Annotated in this window: 16 protein-coding genes; 8 read left to right on the top strand and 8 right to left on the bottom strand. The window is 70.2% G+C overall.

Features of this window, described 5'->3' with window-relative positions; all coding sequences use genetic code 11:
* Positions 1 to 5: 5 nt before the first annotated feature.
* Genes TR33_RS22465 through TR33_RS22480 form a run of 4 tightly spaced genes read left to right on the top strand, consistent with a single transcriptional unit; the run spans position 6 to position 3,782 of the window.
* Complete coding sequence (locus TR33_RS22465; protein WP_234305933.1) at positions 6 to 962, top strand: pseudouridine-5'-phosphate glycosidase; 957 nt, start codon at positions 6 to 8, stop codon at positions 960 to 962.
* Positions 959 to 1,648: an HAD family hydrolase gene (locus tag TR33_RS22470; RefSeq protein WP_014909460.1), complete on the top strand. Its 690-nt coding sequence runs from the start codon at positions 959 to 961 to the stop codon at positions 1,646 to 1,648. Before TR33_RS22465 ends, TR33_RS22470 begins: the two co-directional genes overlap by 4 nt.
* Positions 1,645 to 3,042 carry an MFS transporter gene (locus TR33_RS22475; protein WP_014909513.1) on the top strand — a complete coding sequence of 466 codons (1,398 nt, stop codon included), beginning with the start codon at positions 1,645 to 1,647 and terminating at the stop codon, positions 3,040 to 3,042. The genes TR33_RS22470 and TR33_RS22475 overlap by 4 nt, the downstream gene beginning before the upstream one ends.
* The gene (locus TR33_RS22480) at positions 3,039 to 3,782 is read left to right on the top strand and encodes an aspartate racemase/maleate isomerase family protein (protein WP_014913187.1); all 744 of its coding nucleotides are present in this window, start codon (positions 3,039 to 3,041) and stop codon (positions 3,780 to 3,782) included. The genes TR33_RS22475 and TR33_RS22480 overlap by 4 nt, the downstream gene beginning before the upstream one ends.
* 148 nt (positions 3,783 to 3,930) lie before the next feature.
* Here TR33_RS22480 and TR33_RS22485 read toward each other — a convergent pair whose 3' ends face one another.
* Positions 3,931 to 4,851 (bottom strand): S1 family peptidase, encoded by a 921-nt coding sequence (locus TR33_RS22485; RefSeq protein WP_042285313.1) that lies wholly within the window; start codon positions 4,849 to 4,851, stop codon positions 3,931 to 3,933.
* 761 nt (positions 4,852 to 5,612) lie between these two features.
* Between TR33_RS22485 and rpmG the strand changes: the two genes are divergently transcribed.
* The 4 genes from rpmG to TR33_RS22510 all read left to right on the top strand — a co-directional run bounded on the left by rpmG (position 5,613) and on the right by TR33_RS22510 (position 7,293).
* Positions 5,613 to 5,777, top strand: a complete 165-nt coding sequence (rpmG, locus tag TR33_RS22495; protein WP_014908751.1) for a 50S ribosomal protein L33 — start codon at positions 5,613 to 5,615, stop codon at positions 5,775 to 5,777.
* Between the two features lie 31 nt (positions 5,778 to 5,808).
* Positions 5,809 to 6,054, top strand: a complete 246-nt coding sequence (locus TR33_RS22500; RefSeq protein ID WP_014908653.1) for a type B 50S ribosomal protein L31 — start codon at positions 5,809 to 5,811, stop codon at positions 6,052 to 6,054.
* Between the two features lie 73 nt (positions 6,055 to 6,127).
* Positions 6,128 to 6,298: a 50S ribosomal protein L32 gene (gene rpmF / locus TR33_RS22505; RefSeq protein ID WP_017536024.1), complete on the top strand. Its 171-nt coding sequence runs from the start codon at positions 6,128 to 6,130 to the stop codon at positions 6,296 to 6,298.
* A gap of 413 nt (positions 6,299 to 6,711) precedes the next feature.
* Positions 6,712 to 7,293 carry a hypothetical protein gene (locus TR33_RS22510; RefSeq protein ID WP_017536023.1) on the top strand — a complete coding sequence of 194 codons (582 nt, stop codon included), beginning with the start codon at positions 6,712 to 6,714 and terminating at the stop codon, positions 7,291 to 7,293.
* A 1-nt stretch (position 7,294) separates the two neighbouring features.
* Here TR33_RS22510 and TR33_RS22515 read toward each other — a convergent pair whose 3' ends face one another.
* From TR33_RS22515 to TR33_RS22545, 7 genes are all read right to left on the bottom strand, one after another.
* Positions 7,295 to 8,026: an ABC transporter permease gene (locus TR33_RS22515; protein ID WP_017536022.1), complete on the bottom strand. Its 732-nt coding sequence runs from the start codon at positions 8,024 to 8,026 to the stop codon at positions 7,295 to 7,297.
* Positions 8,023 to 8,769, bottom strand: coding sequence for an ABC transporter ATP-binding protein (locus TR33_RS22520; protein ID WP_042285319.1), 747 nt, complete (start codon positions 8,767 to 8,769; stop codon positions 8,023 to 8,025). The genes TR33_RS22515 and TR33_RS22520 overlap by 4 nt, the downstream gene beginning before the upstream one ends.
* Before the next feature lie 144 nt (positions 8,770 to 8,913).
* Complete coding sequence (locus tag TR33_RS22525) at positions 8,914 to 9,720, bottom strand: siderophore-interacting protein (protein WP_017536020.1); 807 nt, start codon at positions 9,718 to 9,720, stop codon at positions 8,914 to 8,916.
* Positions 9,717 to 11,114 carry an enterobactin transporter EntS gene (gene entS, locus TR33_RS22530; RefSeq protein ID WP_042285320.1) on the bottom strand — a complete coding sequence of 466 codons (1,398 nt, stop codon included), beginning with the start codon at positions 11,112 to 11,114 and terminating at the stop codon, positions 9,717 to 9,719. Before entS ends, TR33_RS22525 begins: the two co-directional genes overlap by 4 nt.
* A gap of 18 nt (positions 11,115 to 11,132) precedes the next feature.
* Positions 11,133 to 11,339: an MbtH family protein gene (locus TR33_RS22535; protein ID WP_014911161.1), complete on the bottom strand. Its 207-nt coding sequence runs from the start codon at positions 11,337 to 11,339 to the stop codon at positions 11,133 to 11,135.
* 27 nt (positions 11,340 to 11,366) lie between these two features.
* Complete coding sequence (locus tag TR33_RS22540; protein WP_234305935.1) at positions 11,367 to 12,344, bottom strand: ABC transporter substrate-binding protein; 978 nt, start codon at positions 12,342 to 12,344, stop codon at positions 11,367 to 11,369.
* Positions 12,345 to 12,520: 176 nt separating this feature from the next.
* Positions 12,521 to 16,534, bottom strand: coding sequence for a non-ribosomal peptide synthetase (locus TR33_RS22545; RefSeq protein WP_042285323.1), 4,014 nt, complete (start codon positions 16,532 to 16,534; stop codon positions 12,521 to 12,523).
* Between the last annotated feature and the right edge of the window lie 43 nt (positions 16,535 to 16,577).

Genomic DNA, 16,577 nt, shown 5'->3' on the forward strand with positions numbered 1-16,577 from the left:
TGGACATGAACAGTCCCGACCGGTCGGCCGTCATCGTCTCCGACGAGGTCCGTGCCGCCGTGGAGAGCCGCGAGGCCGTCGTCGCCATGGAGACCTCCGTGGTCGCCGGAGGCACCTACCCGAACAACCTGGAGACCGCGCTGGCGGTCGACCGATGCGCTCGGGAGGAGGGGGCGGTCCCCGCCCGGGTCGCGGTGATCGACGGCGCCCTGCGTGTCGGGGTCTCGGACGAGGAACTGGAACGGCTGGCCAAGGCCTCCGACGACCAGAAGATCAGTACCCGGGACCTGGCGATGGCCCTGCACGGCGGACGCACCGGCGGAACCACGGTCTCCTCCGCTCTCATCGGCACGGTCGCCACGGGGATCAGGGTGTTCGCGGTCGCGGGCATCGGGGGCGTGCACCGAGGGGCCGAGGTCTCCTTCGACGTCTCCACGGACCTCACCGAGTTCACCCGTTCGCCCGTGGCGGTGGTCTGCGCCGGTGCCAAGTCCATGCTCGACCCCGCCCTGACCCTGGAGTACCTGGAGACCGTGGGCGTGCCCGTCATCGGATACCGGTCCGACGACTTCCCCGGCTACTACACGCGCAGCACGGGACGGCCCGTCCCCCATCGCCTCGACGATCTGGCGGAACTGGCGGGGGTCGCGCACCGGCACTGGGAGGCGGTATCCCCCTCCTCCGTGGTGGTCACCCACCCCATCGAGGAGGAATGGAGCATCGACGCCGACCTGCTCGACACGCTGGTGGAGGAGGCGCTGCGGGAGGCGCACGAGGCCGGGGCGACCGGGGCCGCGCTCACCCCGTTCGTTCTGTCGGCCATCGCCAAGGCCACGGACGGGCGCAGCGCGCGGGTCAACCGCGCGGTCCTGGAGTCCACGACCCGGCTGGCCGCCCGGCTCGCGGTCGCGGAGACCGCTGTCCGCGCCGAGGTGTCCACGAAGGCGACGGTGGGGTCGTGAAGCGCGCACGCGGTGTCCTCTTCGACCTGGACGGCACGCTGGTGGACTCGCCCTCGGTGATCATGGCCGCCTTCCACGACGCCTGCGCCCCTTACGGCGCGGTACCGCTGCCGGCCGACGCCCGAGGCCTCATCGGCAAGCCCCTCGACACGATCCTGCCCCTCCTCATCCCCCGAGGCGACGAGACGGTGTGGGAGGCGGCCAAGGCGCTCTTCCGCGAGTCCTTCGCCCGCCGCAGCCGGGCCGCCGCCTCGACCCTGGTCTTCCCCGGCGTCCGGGAGCTGTTGACGGACCTGTCCGAGGAGGGCGCCCGGATCGCGGTGGTCACCAGCAAGATCACGCGCAGCGCCCACGAACTCCTGGAGTCCACGGGGCTGGACCGCCACCCCGACCTGGTCATCGGACACGACCTGGCCGCCCGGGGAAAACCCGCCCCCGACCCGGCCCTCCTGGCCGCGGACTCCCTCGGACTCCGCCCCGAGGAGTGCGTGGTCGTGGGCGACTCCCCCGACGACGTCACCATGGCCGTCGACGCCGGCATGACGGCGATCGGGGTCGACTGGGGTGTCGCCGACGCCGAGGCCCTGTTCTCGGCGGGCGCCCTCCTCGTCGCCGGCTCCGTCCTCGAACTCGCCGGTCATCTGCACGATCCGGCCCTGCAAACCGCCACGAAAGCGACTCGATGAACACGGTCCTCAGATCCACGGCAAGTCCCCAGGCGATCGGTGCCCTCACCGTTCTCTGTCTGGCGCAGTTCCTCATCGCGCTGGACTACTCCATCATCTACGTCGCCATGCCCAGCGTCGGGCACGACCTCGGTCTCTCCTCCTCCGTCCTCCAATGGATCGTCAGCGCCTACGCCCTCCTGTTCGCCGGCCTCCTGCTGGTGGGAGGGCGCGTCTGCGACCGTGTCGGCGCCAAGCGGGTCTTCCTCGTCTCGGTCATCGCCTTCGGCGCGGCCAGCGCCCTGGGAGGCTTCGCCCAAGAGGGTATGGCGCTCCTGATCAGCCGAGGCGCGCAGGGGCTGTCGGCGGCCTTCCTCCAGCCGGCGACCATCGGCCTCATCAGCGCGACCTTCGCGGCCGGTCCGGCCCGCTCACGCGCCCTGTCCATCTGGGGCGCCATCGGCGCCTCCGGTCTCGCCGTGGGCGCCATCCTCGGTGGCGTCCTCACCGAGTTCTCCTGGCGATGGACCTTCCTCATCAACATCCCGCTGACCCTGCTGGCCGCCCTGGGCGGTCTGCTGTGGCTGACCGCCGCGTCCCGGCAGGACCGGGCGGGACGCGTGCCCCTGCCCGCCGCGATGATGGGCACCGGCGCGCTCCTCGCCCTGGTCATCGGTCTGACCCTGGTGGCGGATCCGGGTACCCCGGGCATGTACGCCGGAGTCGCCTGCCTGGTCGCCGTGGTCCTGGGCCTGGCCTTCCTCACCAACGAGGCGTGGTCCGACAACGTGATGGTGGACCGGTCCCTGCGGCGCACCCGCTCCCTCGGAGCCGGCGTGGTGGCCACCTACCTGTACATGGCCAGCGTGGGTTCGGAGTTCTACCTGGTCACACTCCTGCTCCAGAAACTGGAGGGCTTCACACCGCTCCAGGCGGGACTGGGCTTCCTCCCCCTGGCCGTCATGGTGACCTTCGGGAACATGGCCGCGGGCCGCGCGGTGGAACGCATCGGCGCTGGAACGACCATGACCGTGGGCTTCCTGATCAGCGTCGTCGGCCTGGCGTTGCTCGCCGCCATGCTCGGGTCGGGCACCTACACCACCCACCTGCTGCCCGGCCTGCTGCTGAGCGGCTTCGGACACGGGGTCATCTACACCTCCATGTTCGTCATCGGCACCAGGGACGTACCGGACCGGCACCAGGGCACGGCCGGAGCGCTCATGACCACCTCCCAGTACCTGTCGGCCGCGGTCACGGTGGCTCTGCTGACCATCATCCTGGGCACCGACCCGACGGGCGTGGAGTTCCGCTGGGCGTTCGGGCTCACGGCCGCCTTCGCCGCCGCGGGCATGCTCATCTCCCCGCTGATCCTGCGCCGTCCGGAGAAGAGGCCCGTGGAGGAGGTCCGGGTATGAGGACGAGACTCGGCCTCCTGGTCATCCACAACGACCCCGTCCCCGAGATGGAGATCTGGCGTTCGGTCGGGCCCGACACGAGCGTGCACACCGCGCGCTTTTGGACCCCGCGTCCCTTCGGAACCGAATTCACCGGCCTGGACGTGGAGGAGCTCCTCTCCGGCACCGGCATGGACGTCGCCGTACGCCAACTGGGCGACCTCGACGTCCACGCGCTGGGCTACTGCTTCGCCAGCAGCAGCGTGTTCGGCGGGACGGCGTTCGACACCGCCTTCGGCGCACACGTCGAGCGGCTGTCCGGTGGTGTTCCGACCGTCACCGCCGGCCAGGCGATCCGGGAGGAACTGGCCCGGAACCGGGCCGACGGGATCGCCGTGGTGGCCCCGCCCTGGTTCAGCGACGGCACGTTGGAGGCCATCCGCTCCTACCTGCCGGTGCGGGTACGCCAGATCATCCGATACGAGCTGCCCGCGGAGTGGGACGGCATCGAACGCCCCGACCTCTTCGACCGGGGGGCACGCTTCGCCGTGGACCAGGACGAACTCGAACGCCAGATCCTCCAGAGGCTGGAACCGGGCATCGACACCCTGCTCGTTCCCGGTGGTGGTTTCGCCAGCCTCACCGCCGCCGAACGGTTGCGCCGGTCACGGAGACTGAACGTCATCTCCTCGAACTCGGCCCTCCTGCGCGCCATGGAGAGACGCGCCGCCTCCGTCGCCCGGGCGGCCCCGGTCCCCTGATGGACCGAGGCCCGTGGAGGTTCGAAAGGTTCGGGGCGGCGGGCCCGCTGTGACCGGGCACGAGGACGGCCCCCGGTGGCGCAGGGATGCGTCACCGGGGGCCGTCCGTTCGGGGTTCACGCCGCCGGCCGTACCGGCGCCCCGGAGATCAACCCCGCTCGAAGTCGGAGGGCCGGTGGTCGTCGGCGCCGCGGACGTGACCGACCCCCTTCGCCGGCACCGGCTCGAGGGTCTTCGCCGAGGTCTCGTCCGCGATGGTGGAGGTGATCCAGTCCGCGTGCGCCACGGGGTCGGTGAAGACCATCGGCCCCACGCAGAGCGGACTCTCGTCGAAGTCGCCGTCACGGCTGACCACGCCGACCAGCTCCCGATCGCCCTCCTCACCACGGATCAGAGGACCGCCGGAGTCGGTGATGCAGGCCTGGGCCTCGTCGGTCGGGTGCTCCGAACACAGATCGCTCTCGGGATCCATCTCCGCGCACCGTTCCGGGTCGACGACCTCGGTGTCCAACTGCTGGAGCATGTCCGGCTTGTCCTTCTCACCGAACTCGTCGACCATCCCCCAACCGAGGACGCGCACCGCCGAGTCGGGGACGGACGACACCTCGCCGAGGTCGATCGGGGTCTGCTCGACCGGGGAGTCCAGCCTCACCAGCGCGAGATCGTTCCACAGCAGATACTCCGAGAGCTCGTAGTCGGGATCGTCGCTCACGTCCTCCACCTCGTAGTCGGGATGCTCGACCACCTCCACGACCTCGCGCTCGCTTCCCCCCTGGGTGTGGTCGGTGCTGCCCACGCGCACGGTGATCTCCTCGGGGAAGGTGCAATGCCCCGCGGTGAGCACCCACTCCTCGTCGACCAGAGCGCCCCCGCACATGTGAGCGCCCTTGTCGTCGAACAGGGCCGCCATGAACTCGTACTCCTCGGTGGCGTCGACACCACCGATGATCGCGCTCGCCGGGGCCGCCGCCACGATCGCCCCCAAGAGGGCGCCCGCCCCCACCACCGCCGCGAAGGCCGGTCCACGACTCCGGGACGACCCGGCCCTCTTCCCGCCGCCTTCGAACATGCGCTCCTCTTCCCTGGTGGAATGTTCCTTCTTTCTCCTACGCCTTCGAAACTAGGGATCGGAGCGGCACGGGGCATCGGCCGCGAGGACCAGACGACCCTCGACCAATGGAACTCCCCCTGGGAAATTCGGGAGATCGAAAGAGGGGGTGGAGGACGTACTTATGGTGGATGCGCCCGACATCGTTCCAGGTGGGAAGGGGCGATGGGGTTCGCCCCGTGGGGCGGGATGTTCAGTGAGGCGAGGGGCGAACATCGTTTCCCCGACCACCCCAATGGGGACCCTCTCGATATGAGGAGGCCTGGAATTCTCCATAAGAGAATGAACCGGTTCGATTACTCATCTTCTCCGAGAGCGCGGAGCCGCGTTCAGAGACTCACCCCCTCAGAAGGTCGGGACGCCGGCCTGGGAGTGAGCCTGGGCCTCCGATCGATCGCAGCCGTTCACGCCCCCGAAACGAGACCCTGATCGGGATCCTCCGACCAACAGGAGGCACTCCTTCTCCAGTGGCGCCCACCGAATCGCCTCACCGAGCCGACCGGTTCCCGGGACTCCGCCGATGGGGCGTCCTCGGGCGGCTCCGCCGAGGACCTTGGGCGGTGAACCGGTCGGACCCCACCAGGGGTCGGTCTTGATCGGCACGCACTCGCGGCGTGAGGCACTGAACACGGCTCCGTGCTCGACGTTCTCCGAGCCATGAACATAGCGCGAACGAAAACGGTTATCATTTTCTGGCAAGCTCCACCACGAGGAGGGACCCCATGGCTCGTAACGACGTTCGCCCCATCATCAAACTCCGCTCCACTGCGGGCACCGGAACCACCTACGTGACCAGGAAGAACCGTCGCAACACCCCCGATCGCCTGGTCCTGCGCAAGTACGACCCCAAGATCCGCCGCCACGTCGAGTTCCGCGAGGAACGCTGAGCGAACGCGCCCACACCCCACGGAGAACACCATGCAGAAGAACATCCACCCCAGGTACGAGCACGTCGTCTTCCGTGACAAGGCGGCCGACTTCGCCTTTCTCACCCGCTCCACCCGAAGCAGCGACAAGACCATCGAGTGGGAGGACGGCCGCACCTACCCGGTGATCGACGTCGAGATCTCCAGCGCGAGCCACCCCTTCTACACGGGCACCTCCCGTGTGGTGGACACCGCCGGCCGGGTGGAGCGCTTCCAGCGCCGATACCGACGCGGATGACCACGGCGCCCGACCCCGCCGACACCGGAGAAGGCGTCCACGAGACCACCCCGAATCGAAAGGAATCACCGGTATGGCAGTACCCAAACGCAAGATGTCCCGATCCAACACGCGTACGCGCCGTTCCCAGTGGAAGGCCACGACACCGGAACTGATCACCGTCCACATCCGAGGTCGTGAGTACCGCGTCCCCCGCAACCTCGTGCGCGCCTACCGGCGTGGTCTTCTCCCCCCGCCGGACTAGGCACCGTTCTTCGGGCCTTCCTCCCGTACCGTCACCCGTCCCCTCAACGGTCGCGCGGACGCCGGTGAGAGGAACGATCCACACGGCACCGCCCGAATCATCAGCGGGTGCGGGGTCCTGGTCGGTGTTCGACCGACACCGACCAGGACCGCGGCCGACCGGCGGCGTCCGCGGAGTTCCGATCGGGCCACCGACGATCGGTTCGGTACGAACTCCTCTGGTTCTCGCTCCGAAGATTCAGCAGGCCTCGGCCGGCATGCTCCTTCCCCGGAAGACCCGGGGAGACCTCAGGCAAAAACATCTGAAATGCCGAAGAGAAGGGTATCCTCCTTTTCCCGACACGAGCGAACACGGCGCTCCGGACTTTCCGGTCACCTCTTCGAAGAACCGACCAGGGATCGTAGGGTACTGCCATGCTCATCAAGAGACTACAGGCCGTGGCACTTTTTCTCGGCCCGGTCACCTTCGCCGCCTCCCCGTTCTTCTGGAACGATGGACACTACGGAGTGACCGGAGGAATGCTGATCGCGCTGTCCATGGTGCCCTGGGTCTACGGGTTTCTCGGGGAATACGATCGACTTCGTGTTCATATCCCCAATATTTCGGGAATCTGGCTGATCGTTCTTCTCGCAGGAATGTTCGGAACCATCTCCTTCGGCCTCCAGGGGTTCTTCGAGGAGGCCCTGGGGGTGGTGAATCGAATAGCATTGTCCAGCTTCTCCGAATACCCCCCTCAGAGCCTCCTCGTGCTCTGGCTTCCCGGGCCGGTCTTCCCTCTCGCCCTGTTCGTTTTCGGTCTGATGATCGGATGGACCCGGACCTCGCCCCGCTGGGCGGCCGTCTTCATCTGCGTCGCGGCCATCGCCTTCCCCGCGGGCAGGGTCCTACGCGTGGATTGGATCGCCTACCTCGCCGACCTGCTTCTGGTCCTGCCGTTCTCCTACCTCGCCTGGCAGGCCTGGCGTAGCGCGGGAACCCGCTCCGAGAACCTCTAGGTCACGGGGTGCGGCGGCGGAGGGTGAGGGAGGCGAGAAGGACGGCGCCCACGGTGAAGGCGGCGACGATCAGCAGGGGGCGGTACACCTCCCAGGCCTCGTCGCCCGCGGCGACGGCGTTGACCGCGTCGATGGCGTGGCTCAGGGGCAGCCAGTCCGAGATCGCGTAGAGCACGTCGGGCATCCGGTCGCGGGGCATGAAGAGGCCGCCGAGGATGATCTGCGGGAACACCAGCACCGGCATGAACTGCACCGCCTGGAACTCGGTGCGCGCGAACGCGCTGGCCAGCAGCCCGAGCGCGGTGCCCAGCAGGGCGTCGACGACCGCGACCACGCCCAGCTGCCAGAGCGGGCCCTGGACGTCGAGGCCGCACACGTACACGGCGAAGAGCACGGTGACGAAGGCCTGGACGACGGCGGCGAGACCGAAGGCGAACGCGTAGCCGAAGATCAGGTCGAATCTACCGATCGGGGTGGACAGCAGGCGTTCGAGGGTTCCGGAGCGGCGTTCGCGCAGGGTGGTGACGCTGGTGATCAGGAACATCACCACGAACGGGAAGAGGGCGAGGATCGCCGGGCCGATGCCATCGAACACGTCGGTGTCGGTGAAGAGCCAGGCGAAGAGGCCGACGAGCAGGCTCGGCGCAACGAGCAGCAGGACGATCGACCTGGGGTCGTGGCCGAGTTGGCGCAGGACGCGGCCGCTGGTGGCGAAGGTGCGGGTGACGTTCATCCGGCCTTCCTCTCGATCAGGGTCAGGAAGGCGCGGTCGGGGTCGGCGGCGCCGGTCTCGGAGAGCAGCCGCGCGGGTGTGGTGTCGGCGATGACGCGGCCGTCGCGCATCAGGAGCAACCGGTCGCAGCGCAGGGCCTCGTCCATGACGTGGCTGGAGACGATGAGGGTCGCCCCTTCGGCGACCAGGGTGTGGAAGACCTCCCACAGTTCCTCGCGCAGCAGGGGGTCGAGGCCGACGGTGGGTTCGTCGAGGACGATGAGTTCGGGGCGGCCGAGGATGGCGACGGCGAGCGAGACCCTGCTGGCCTGGCCCCCGCTGAGCGTGTCGACCCGGCGTCCGGCCTGGTCGCGTAGGTTCACCTGGTCGAGGACGCGTTCGATGTCGTGTCGGGAGGCGCCGATCAGGCGGGCGAAGTAGCGCAGGTTCTGTTCGACGGTGAGGTCGGTGTAGACCGACGCGGCCTGGGTGTCGTAGGCGACACGGCGGCGCAGTGTCGCGCTTCCGGCCTCCCGGTCGAGCACGGTGACGGTGCCCGAACGGATCCGTTGGGTCCCGACGATGGCGCGCATCAGGGTGGTCTTACCGCAGCCGGAGGGCCCCATCAGGCCGGTGATCCCGCCTCGGGCGATCTCCAGGTCGATACCGTCGAAGACCGTGGTGCCGCCGCGTCGTACCCGCAGGTCGCGGACGGTGACGGCGGGTGCGGGCGGATCTTGGGCGTGGTGGGCACCTTGGTTCATGGCGCAGCATCATCGGTGGCGGATCCGGCCCGGTCAAGGCGCCACTCGCGGGGTTCACGGTTCGCTTACCGGTCGCGCGGACGACGGCGGGCCCCGCGATCGGACTTCGATCGCGGGGCCCGTTCTCCGGGAGGATCGAGGAGACTAGTCCTCGTCCTCCTCGTGGTGGTCGAGGTTGCTGGTGCCGCGGCGCCAGTAGCCGTCGACCTCGCAGGTCTCGTTGCGCACGAAGCCGCGCTCCTTGAGCAGGCGACGGATGGGCTTGAGGGTGCCGGCCTCCCCCGCCGCGTACACGAAGCCGTCGCCTTCGGGAAGCTCCAGGGAACGGAAGGCCTCCAACAGCAGGTCGGTGGAGCCGGGCGCGGCCCCGTTCCGGTGCAGCCAGGTGATCCGGGCGTTCTTCGGGGCCTTGAGCTCCTGTTCCTCGGCGGCGTCGGCGACCTCGAAGAACGCGTGGACCTCGGCGTCCTCGGGAAGCTCCTCGATGTAGCGGGCGGCGGCCGGCAGGGCGGTCTCGTCGACCAGGAGCACGTGGTGGTCGAACTCGCCGGTGATCCAGGCGGTGCCGCGCGGGCCGAGCACCCCGAGCCGCTGTCCGGGTTCTGCGTCGATCGCCCAGCGGCCGGCGGGCCCGTGGTCGTGGGCGACGAAGTCGATGCTCAACCGCCCGGCGTCGGTGTCCAGGGCGCGGACGGTGTAGTCGCGAAAGACCACGCCCTCGGCGCGGAAGTTGAGGCAGCGGTCGTCCTCGACGATGGGCAGGACGTGGTCGCCGTCCTCGTTGGGGAACCAGAGCTTGACGTGGTCGGCGAAGTGGTCGCTGCGCAGGCCTTCCAGGTCGGGGCCCTCCAGATGGACGCGGATCATCCTCGGGGTGACGCGCTCGACCTCGGCGACCTCCAGGACCCGTCGCTTGAGCGGGTACATCTCGAGGAGGCGTTCGTGGGTCACTTCTTCTCCTTGTCGGTTCGGGTCGTACGGTCCGCGTCGGCGACGGGCGGGCCGTCGGACGCGAGGGTCTCGGGGTCCCGGAGGACCCGTGCGGTGCGCAGGCCGGCGAAGGCGACGGCCAGGGCACCGACGCTCACGATGGTGAGGGCGCCGCCGGCCATGAGGGCTCCGGCCGCGCCGATGAGGGGGGCCAGACCGCCGAGGGTGAGGGCGCCGGCCGAGCCGCCCACGGTGGACTGGGCGGTCCACACCGCGTTGACGCGGCCGCGGAGCCGGTCGGGGGTGTGCGACTGGAGGAGGGCGTAGCGCAGGATCTCCTCCACGACCTGGCCGAAGCCGAGGAAGGCCAGGAACACGAAGGCGAACGGCGCCCAGGTGCTCGCGCCCAGTCCGAGGACGGCCAGGCCGCACAGGGCGACGGCGGTGAGCAGAAGCGCTCCGGTCCGGTGGGCGCGTCCGGCCCAGCCGCTGGTGAGCGAGCCGAGGAGCGCGCCGACGGCGGGGGCGGTGTAGAGCAGTCCGACCAGGCCGGGGCCGCCGCCGAGGACCTTGTCGGTGAACTCGTTGATGAGCACCTGGGGCGCGGCGAAGAGCATCTGGACCAGGCCCAGCAGCAGGAGCGGTCCGACGACGCGGTGGCCGACGGCGAAGCGTCCGCCTTCGCGCAGGGCGGTGGCGATCGACTGCCGTCGGCCGTCCTCGGGGACGTCGAGTCGGGGCAGACGCCACACCAGGAGGGTGGTGAACAAGGAGAGCAGGGCGGTGATGACGAAGTTGGTTCCCATCCCCCACAGTGCGATGATGCCGCCGCCCAGGGCGGGGGCCAGTACGGAGCCGAGTTCGCCGTTGAGGGCGAGCAGGGCGCCGGCGGCGGGGAGTTTGTCGCGGGGGACGAAGCCGGGGGCGGCGGCCTGGAGGGCGACGGCGCTGAAGGAGCCGAAGAAGCCGTTGAAGGCGGCGGCCGCGTAGATCACCCACAGCCAGGGTTCGCCGGGGGTGAGGGTGTTGACGGCCAGCGCTCCGGAACCGATGACGGCGGAGGCGCGGCCGATGACGATGAGGCGGCGGCGGTCACCCCGGTCGGCGAGCATGCCGGCGACGATGGTGCCGGTGAGGACGCTGACGGCGGAGGTGGTGTGCACGGTCGCCACGGCGAGGGAGGACCCGGTGAGCTGGTAGACCTGCATCGGCAGCGCCACGGCGGCGAAGCCCAGCCCGAAGATGGACACGAGTCGGGCGACGAAGACGATCCTGAACTCGCGGCTCGTGCGCAGGGGGCCGATGTCGACCATCAGCGTGGAGAGTTTCACGGGGTCCTTCACGAAGACTGGTACGGGCGCGTGGGTGTCGGGCCCGGGGGCACGGTCGGTGGAGCCGAACGAGAGGGGCTCCACCGAGCCGTTCCGGTGGGGTCAGGCGAGGGACTCGCGCAGGCCGCGCGGGCGCAGGTCGGTCCAGTGGGTGTTGACGTAGTCCAGAGCCTCGTCCCGGGAGGAGGGCCCGTGGACGGGGGTCCAGCCGTCGGGGACGTGGGCGAAGACGGGCCAGAGCGAGTGCTGCTCCTCCTCGTTGACCAGGACGAGGAAGGTGCCCTCGGCGTCGTCGAAGGGGTTGGTCATGGTGACTCCTTCCGTCGGGTGCGGGTCCTACAGGTCCTGGAGGACTTCCTCCAGCTGGTCCAGGACGTCGTTGGCCTGGCCCCAGGTGCGCGAGAAGCTGTAGCGCAGGGGGTGGACGCGGTCGTTCTCCGCGGCGGGCAGGCTCGCCCAGAGGTTCTGGTCGAGGAGGTCGGCGGTGAAGGCGTCCGGTTCGAGGGAGACGTCGGTCTCGTAGAGGACGACGTCGGCGTCGTCGAGTTTGTCGATGTTCTCGTACGACTGGAAGGTGGCGAAGTCGCCGCCGGCCTCCTCGATGACGGAGGTGGTCTCGGCGCCGAGTTCGTCGAGGATGTAGGCGCCCCAGGCGTTGGTGTTGACGACGGCGAACTGGTCGTCGACGCCGAAGACCACGGCGAAGGTGTGGTCCTGGAGCTGTTCGGCGTAGGTGACGCGGAGCTCGGTGACGCGTTCCTCGTAGCGTTCGCGTTCGGCCTCGGCGCGTTCGGCGTCGCCGACGACCTCGGCGAGGTCGAGACTCATGTCGCGCAGTTCGGGCCCGGCGCCGTCGAAGTCGAACAGGACGGTGGGCGCGATCCGCGACAGGTTCTCGAAGTGCTCCTCGTAGTCGTCGTGGCTGACCTCGCGGACGCCGCCGATGATGAGGTCGGGTTCGGCGGCGGCGACGGCCTCGATGTTGATCTCCAGGCTGGACTCCTGGACCACGTCGGCCCCTTGGAGGATCTCCAGTTCCTCGGGGGTGTAGAGGCCGGGGTTGGGGTCGATGACGCCGACGGGGTCGATGCCGGCCTCGACGAGGATCTCGTTGCCGAATTCGAGGGCGACGATCCTCTGGGGGTCGGTGGGGATCTCGACGGGTCCGTAGTCGGTCTCGACGGTGGTGGTCTCGGTGGAGGCGTCGGCGGCGTCGGAGGGGTCGTCGGCGCCGCAGGAGGTGAGGGCGAGGGTCAGGGCCAGGGCGCCGGCGGCCATGCCGGTGCTTCGGGGGCGGGCGGTCGACACTGTCACGGGTTCGCTTTCGGGGTCGTCGGGGAGGGGTGCGTGGGGTGGGGTGGGCCGCCCGGGGCAGGGGGCGGTGTGGGACGGGGGAGGCCGATGGCCCGCCGAATCCCCCCGGCTTCCATTAGGTAAGCCTAACCTTAGCATCTGAAGATCGGTGGGGCGCCCCCGTCCCGAGGAGAGGGTCAGCCGTGCTCTCCTCGCAGCGCGCGGTCCAGGACCGGACCGATGACGGCCAGCGCCGCGGGGCCGGTGAGGTCGTCGTGGTGGTGGTCGACCGGGGTGTCGATCACCCGCCCGTCGACGTACTCCTTCCACAGTTCGGCGGTGATCCCCGAGCCCGGGTCCCGTCGCGCGACGGCGGAGAAGAAGTGCAGGTCACCGCGGAAGACGCGGTAGTCGGCCCGGTACATGACCTCGTTGGTGTACACGCGGGCGCGCACCACGCGTTCGATGGTCTCGGCGTCGAAGTCCGACCACACCCCGTCGCCGTCACGCAGGAACTCCACGACGTCCGCGCGCCGGTAGGGAGGGGTGAGCCACGAGGGGAGGTCGCGTCGGGAGCCGGAGAGCAGGAAGTCGAGCGCCTCCTGTTCGGCCTCGTCGTCGGTCATGGCCCCGCCCGCCCGGCGGACCGGTTCGGAGTCGGTGGGGTAGGTGTCGAGCATCCCCAGGAAGTCGACCCGCTCCCCCTCGGACTGGAGGAGGGTGGCCAGGCCGTGCGCGATCTGACCGCCGAAGGACCAGCCCACCAGGTGGTAGGGGCCGCTCGGCTGGACGGTGCGGATCAGCCGCGCGTACCGCTCCACCAGCGCGTCCATGGTGGGCGGAAGATCGTCCTCGCGCAGGCCGGGGAACTGCACGCCGACCAGGGGGCGTTCCCTGTCGACGTAGGGGGCCAGTCCCGCGTAGGACCAGCTCAGTCCGGCCGCCGGGTGGAGGCAGAACAGGGGCCGGCGGCGTCCGCCCTCGCGCAGGCGCAGGATCGGCGCGAGTAGGTCCTCACGACGCGGGGACTCCAGGTAGTCGCGCAGGCGGGCCACCGTGGGCGCCGCGATGAGGTCGCCCGCGCGCAGCCGCTGCCCGGTGCGCTTGCGGACCCTCCCCACCAGGCGCATCGCCAGGAGGGAGTGGCCGCCCAGGTCGAAGAAGTCGTCGTCGAGGGTGACGGGGTTGTCCGCCCCCTCCGGCAGGCCGAGGACGGCGGCGAAGTCGTCGGCCAGGGCGCGGTCGACGTCGTCCCGGGGCGGACGTCCCGCCGCCCCCTGGTGGGCGGGCGCGGGCAGGGCGGCGTGGTCGAGTTTGCCGTTGACGGTCAGGGGCAGCCGGTCCAGGGTGACCAGGACGGCGGGGACCATGGCGTCGGGCAGGGAGTCGCGCAGCTCCCGGCGCAGGGCGTCGGTGTCGATCCCCTTCCCGATTCCGGGGACCAGGTAGCCGATCAGCCGCTTGAGGCCGGGGGTGTCCTCCCGCACGGTCACGGCCGCCTGAACGACGTCGGGGTGCTCCTCCAAAGCGGAGACGACCTCGCCGGGTTCGATGCGCACCCCGCGGATCTTCACCTGGTCGTCGATCCGGCCCAGGTAGTCGATGAGCCCGTCCTCGTCCCACCGCACCAGGTCGCCGGTGCGGTACATCCGGGCCCCGGGCGCTCCGTAGGGGTCGGCGACGAACCGCTCGGCGGTCAGGTCGGGGCGCGCGGTGTAGCCGCGGGCCAGGCCGACCCCGGTCACGTACAGCTCTCCGGGGACGCCCGGGGCGACCGGCCGCAGAGAGGTGTCGAGGACGCGCACGTCGGTGTTGGCGATGGGGCGTCCCACCGTGGGGGTCGCGCTGTCGCCGGTGCCGCCGCCGAGGGTGTTGATCGTGTACTCGGTGGGCCCGTACAGGTTGTATCCGAGCACGCCGTCGGTGTCGCGGAGCCGATCCCAGACGGTGGGGGTGACCGCCTCGCCGCCCAACAGGACGAGTGGCGGGCGGTGCCGTTCCTCCCGCCCGGTCGTGTCGCCGAGCAGACCGTCGTCGAGGAGCTGACCGCAGTAGGAGGGGGTCACGTTGACGACGTCGATGTCGTGCTCGGCGCAGTAGGAGACCAGGGCGGCGGAGTCGCGACGCAGTTCCTCGTCCATCAGGTGCACCTCGTGGCCGTCGATCAGCCACAGGAGCTCCTCCCAGGACATGTCGAAGGAGAACGAGACGGTGTGCGCGACCCGCATGACGCGGCCGCCCTGTTCGGCCACCACCGGGTCGAAGATCTCGGCGCGGTGGTTGACCAGCATGTTCACCAGCCCCTGGTAGGGGGTCTCCACCCCCTTGGGGCGGCCGGTGGAGCCGGAGGTGAAGATGACGTAGGCCAGGTGGTCGGGCCGGTGCTCGACGGGCGGGCGGGGCACCGTGAGGTCCACCCACCTCAGATCCGCGCGGGTGGCCGGGTCGTCCAGGTACAACCGTCGGCCGTCGCCCTCGGCCTCGTCGGGCAGGTGTTCGGCGGCGCGGGCGGTGGTGACGGTGACCAGGGGCGCGGAGTCGGCGATCATGTGGCCGAGCCGCGCGGCCGGGTGCTCCAGGTCCAGGGGGACGTAGGCGGCGCCGAGCTTGAGGACGGCGAACAGCGTCACCACCCAGTCGGCGGAGCGGTGCAGGGCGATCGCGACCCGTGCCTCGGGCCCCACGCCCAGGTCGGCGAGCAGGCGGGCCAGGCGTTCGGCACGCTCGTCCAGTTCCGCGAAGGTGAGGCGCTCCTCCCTGGTCACCAGGGCGACGCGTTCGGGTGCGCGGGCCGCGGAGGCCTCGAAGAGCGCGGCCGGGGTGGTGTCGGGCAGGGCGAGCCGTCGCCCTTCGCCCAGGGCGAGGCAGGCCTCTCGGGTCCGGGTGTCGAGCGGGTCGAGGGCGGAGACCGGGGCGTCGGGGCGGTCGGCGATCCCTTCGAGCAGCCGCGTCACCCGGTCGTACAGTTCGCGGGCGGTCTCGGCGGAGACCACGTCGGTGCGGTGGGCGAGGCTGAGCCGGAGCTCGTCGCCGGGCTGGACGACGAAGGTCAGCGGATAGTGGGTGGCGTCGTTGCCGGTGACCGACTCCAGTCCGGTGCGTTCGCGCACGTCCCGGTAGCGTTCGTCGTCGCGCGGGATGTTGCGCTGGACGTAGAGGGTGTCGAAGAGACGCCGGCCGCCGACGGCGCCCTGGATGTCGGCCAGCCCCACGTGGTGGTGGGCCAGCAGGTCGGCCTGTTCCCCCTGGATCCGGACCAACAGGTCGCGGACGGTCTCGGCGGGTCGGACCCGGACCCGGACCGGCACGGTGTTGAAGAAGACGCCGACGATGGAGTCGACCCCGTCGATCTCGGGCGGGCGTCCCGAGACGGTGCTGCCGAAGACGATGTCGTCGCCGCCGGTGTGGGAGCGCAGGGCCAGCCCCCAGGCCGTGAGGAAGAGGGTGTTGGGGGTGACGCCGAGTTCCCGGGCCAGAGTGGTGAGCCGGTCGGCCAGGGCGGGATCGACGATCCCGTCGACGGTGCGCGGCATGATCGTGGTGTCGCCGCCCTCCCCCGCCGAGATCAGGGTGCCCTCGTCCACTCCGTCGAGGGCGGAGCGCCAGGCCTCCACCGAGCTCCGGCGGTCCTGACGGGAGAGCCACACCAGGTAGTCGCGGTAGGGGCGGGGGTCGGGCAGACCGCTGTCGTCCCCGCCGCGCAGGTACAGGTCCATCAGCTCGGCGTTGTAGAGCTCGCCCGACCAGCCGTCCATGACGATGTGGTGGAAGGTCAGCAGGAGGACGTCCCGCCCCTCGGGCAGGTGGACCAGCACGTGCCGGATCAGAGGCGGGCGTGCCAGGTCGAAGCGGCGTTCGCGCTGGGCGACCCGTAGGTGGTCCAGACGGCGGCGCGCCTCGACCACGGGCAGGTCGGACAGATCGGTCTCGTTCCAGGCCGCCGGGACCCGCTCGGGGACGAACTGGACCGGACGTTCGACCCCCTCGTGCATGAACCCGGCGCGCAGGGCCGGGTGGCGTCGCAGGAGGGCGTCGGCGGCGGCCCGCAGGGCGGTGGCGTCGACACGGCGGGTGAACTCGAAGACGTTCTGGACGGTGTAGACGTCCAGGTCCACCTCGTCCTTGACGGAGTGGAACAGCAGCCCCTCCTGGAGGGTGGCCAGCGGGAGCACGTCCTGGATCCGCCCCGGACCCTCGGCGCCGGTGTTCATGGGGTTCTCCTCGGTCGATGACGGTGGTGGATGGTGGGCCGGG

The organism is Nocardiopsis alba, assembly GCF_000710955.1.
GTDB classification, from domain to species: Bacteria; Actinomycetota; Actinomycetes; order Streptosporangiales; family Streptosporangiaceae; genus Nocardiopsis; species Nocardiopsis alba.

Coding starts and splice junctions, on each gene's coding strand:
- TR33_RS22500 (WP_014908653.1), top strand. CDS start 5,809: ATGCAGAAGAACATCCACCCCAGGTACGAGCACGTCGTCTTCCGTGAC.
- TR33_RS22520 (WP_042285319.1), bottom strand. CDS start 8,769: ATGAACCAAGGTGCCCACCACGCCCAAGATCCGCCCGCACCCGCCGTC.
- rpmG (WP_014908751.1), top strand. CDS start 5,613: ATGGCTCGTAACGACGTTCGCCCCATCATCAAACTCCGCTCCACTGCG.
- TR33_RS22475 (WP_014909513.1), top strand. CDS start 1,645: ATGAACACGGTCCTCAGATCCACGGCAAGTCCCCAGGCGATCGGTGCC.
- TR33_RS22545 (WP_042285323.1), bottom strand. CDS start 16,534: ATGAACACCGGCGCCGAGGGTCCGGGGCGGATCCAGGACGTGCTCCCG.
- TR33_RS22535 (WP_014911161.1), bottom strand. CDS start 11,339: ATGACCAACCCCTTCGACGACGCCGAGGGCACCTTCCTCGTCCTGGTC.
- TR33_RS22465 (WP_234305933.1), top strand. CDS start 6: ATGAACAGTCCCGACCGGTCGGCCGTCATCGTCTCCGACGAGGTCCGT.
- rpmF (WP_017536024.1), top strand. CDS start 6,128: ATGGCAGTACCCAAACGCAAGATGTCCCGATCCAACACGCGTACGCGC.
- TR33_RS22510 (WP_017536023.1), top strand. CDS start 6,712: ATGCTCATCAAGAGACTACAGGCCGTGGCACTTTTTCTCGGCCCGGTC.
- TR33_RS22515 (WP_017536022.1), bottom strand. CDS start 8,026: ATGAACGTCACCCGCACCTTCGCCACCAGCGGCCGCGTCCTGCGCCAA.
- TR33_RS22480 (WP_014913187.1), top strand. CDS start 3,039: ATGAGGACGAGACTCGGCCTCCTGGTCATCCACAACGACCCCGTCCCC.
- TR33_RS22485 (WP_042285313.1), bottom strand. CDS start 4,851: ATGTTCGAAGGCGGCGGGAAGAGGGCCGGGTCGTCCCGGAGTCGTGGA.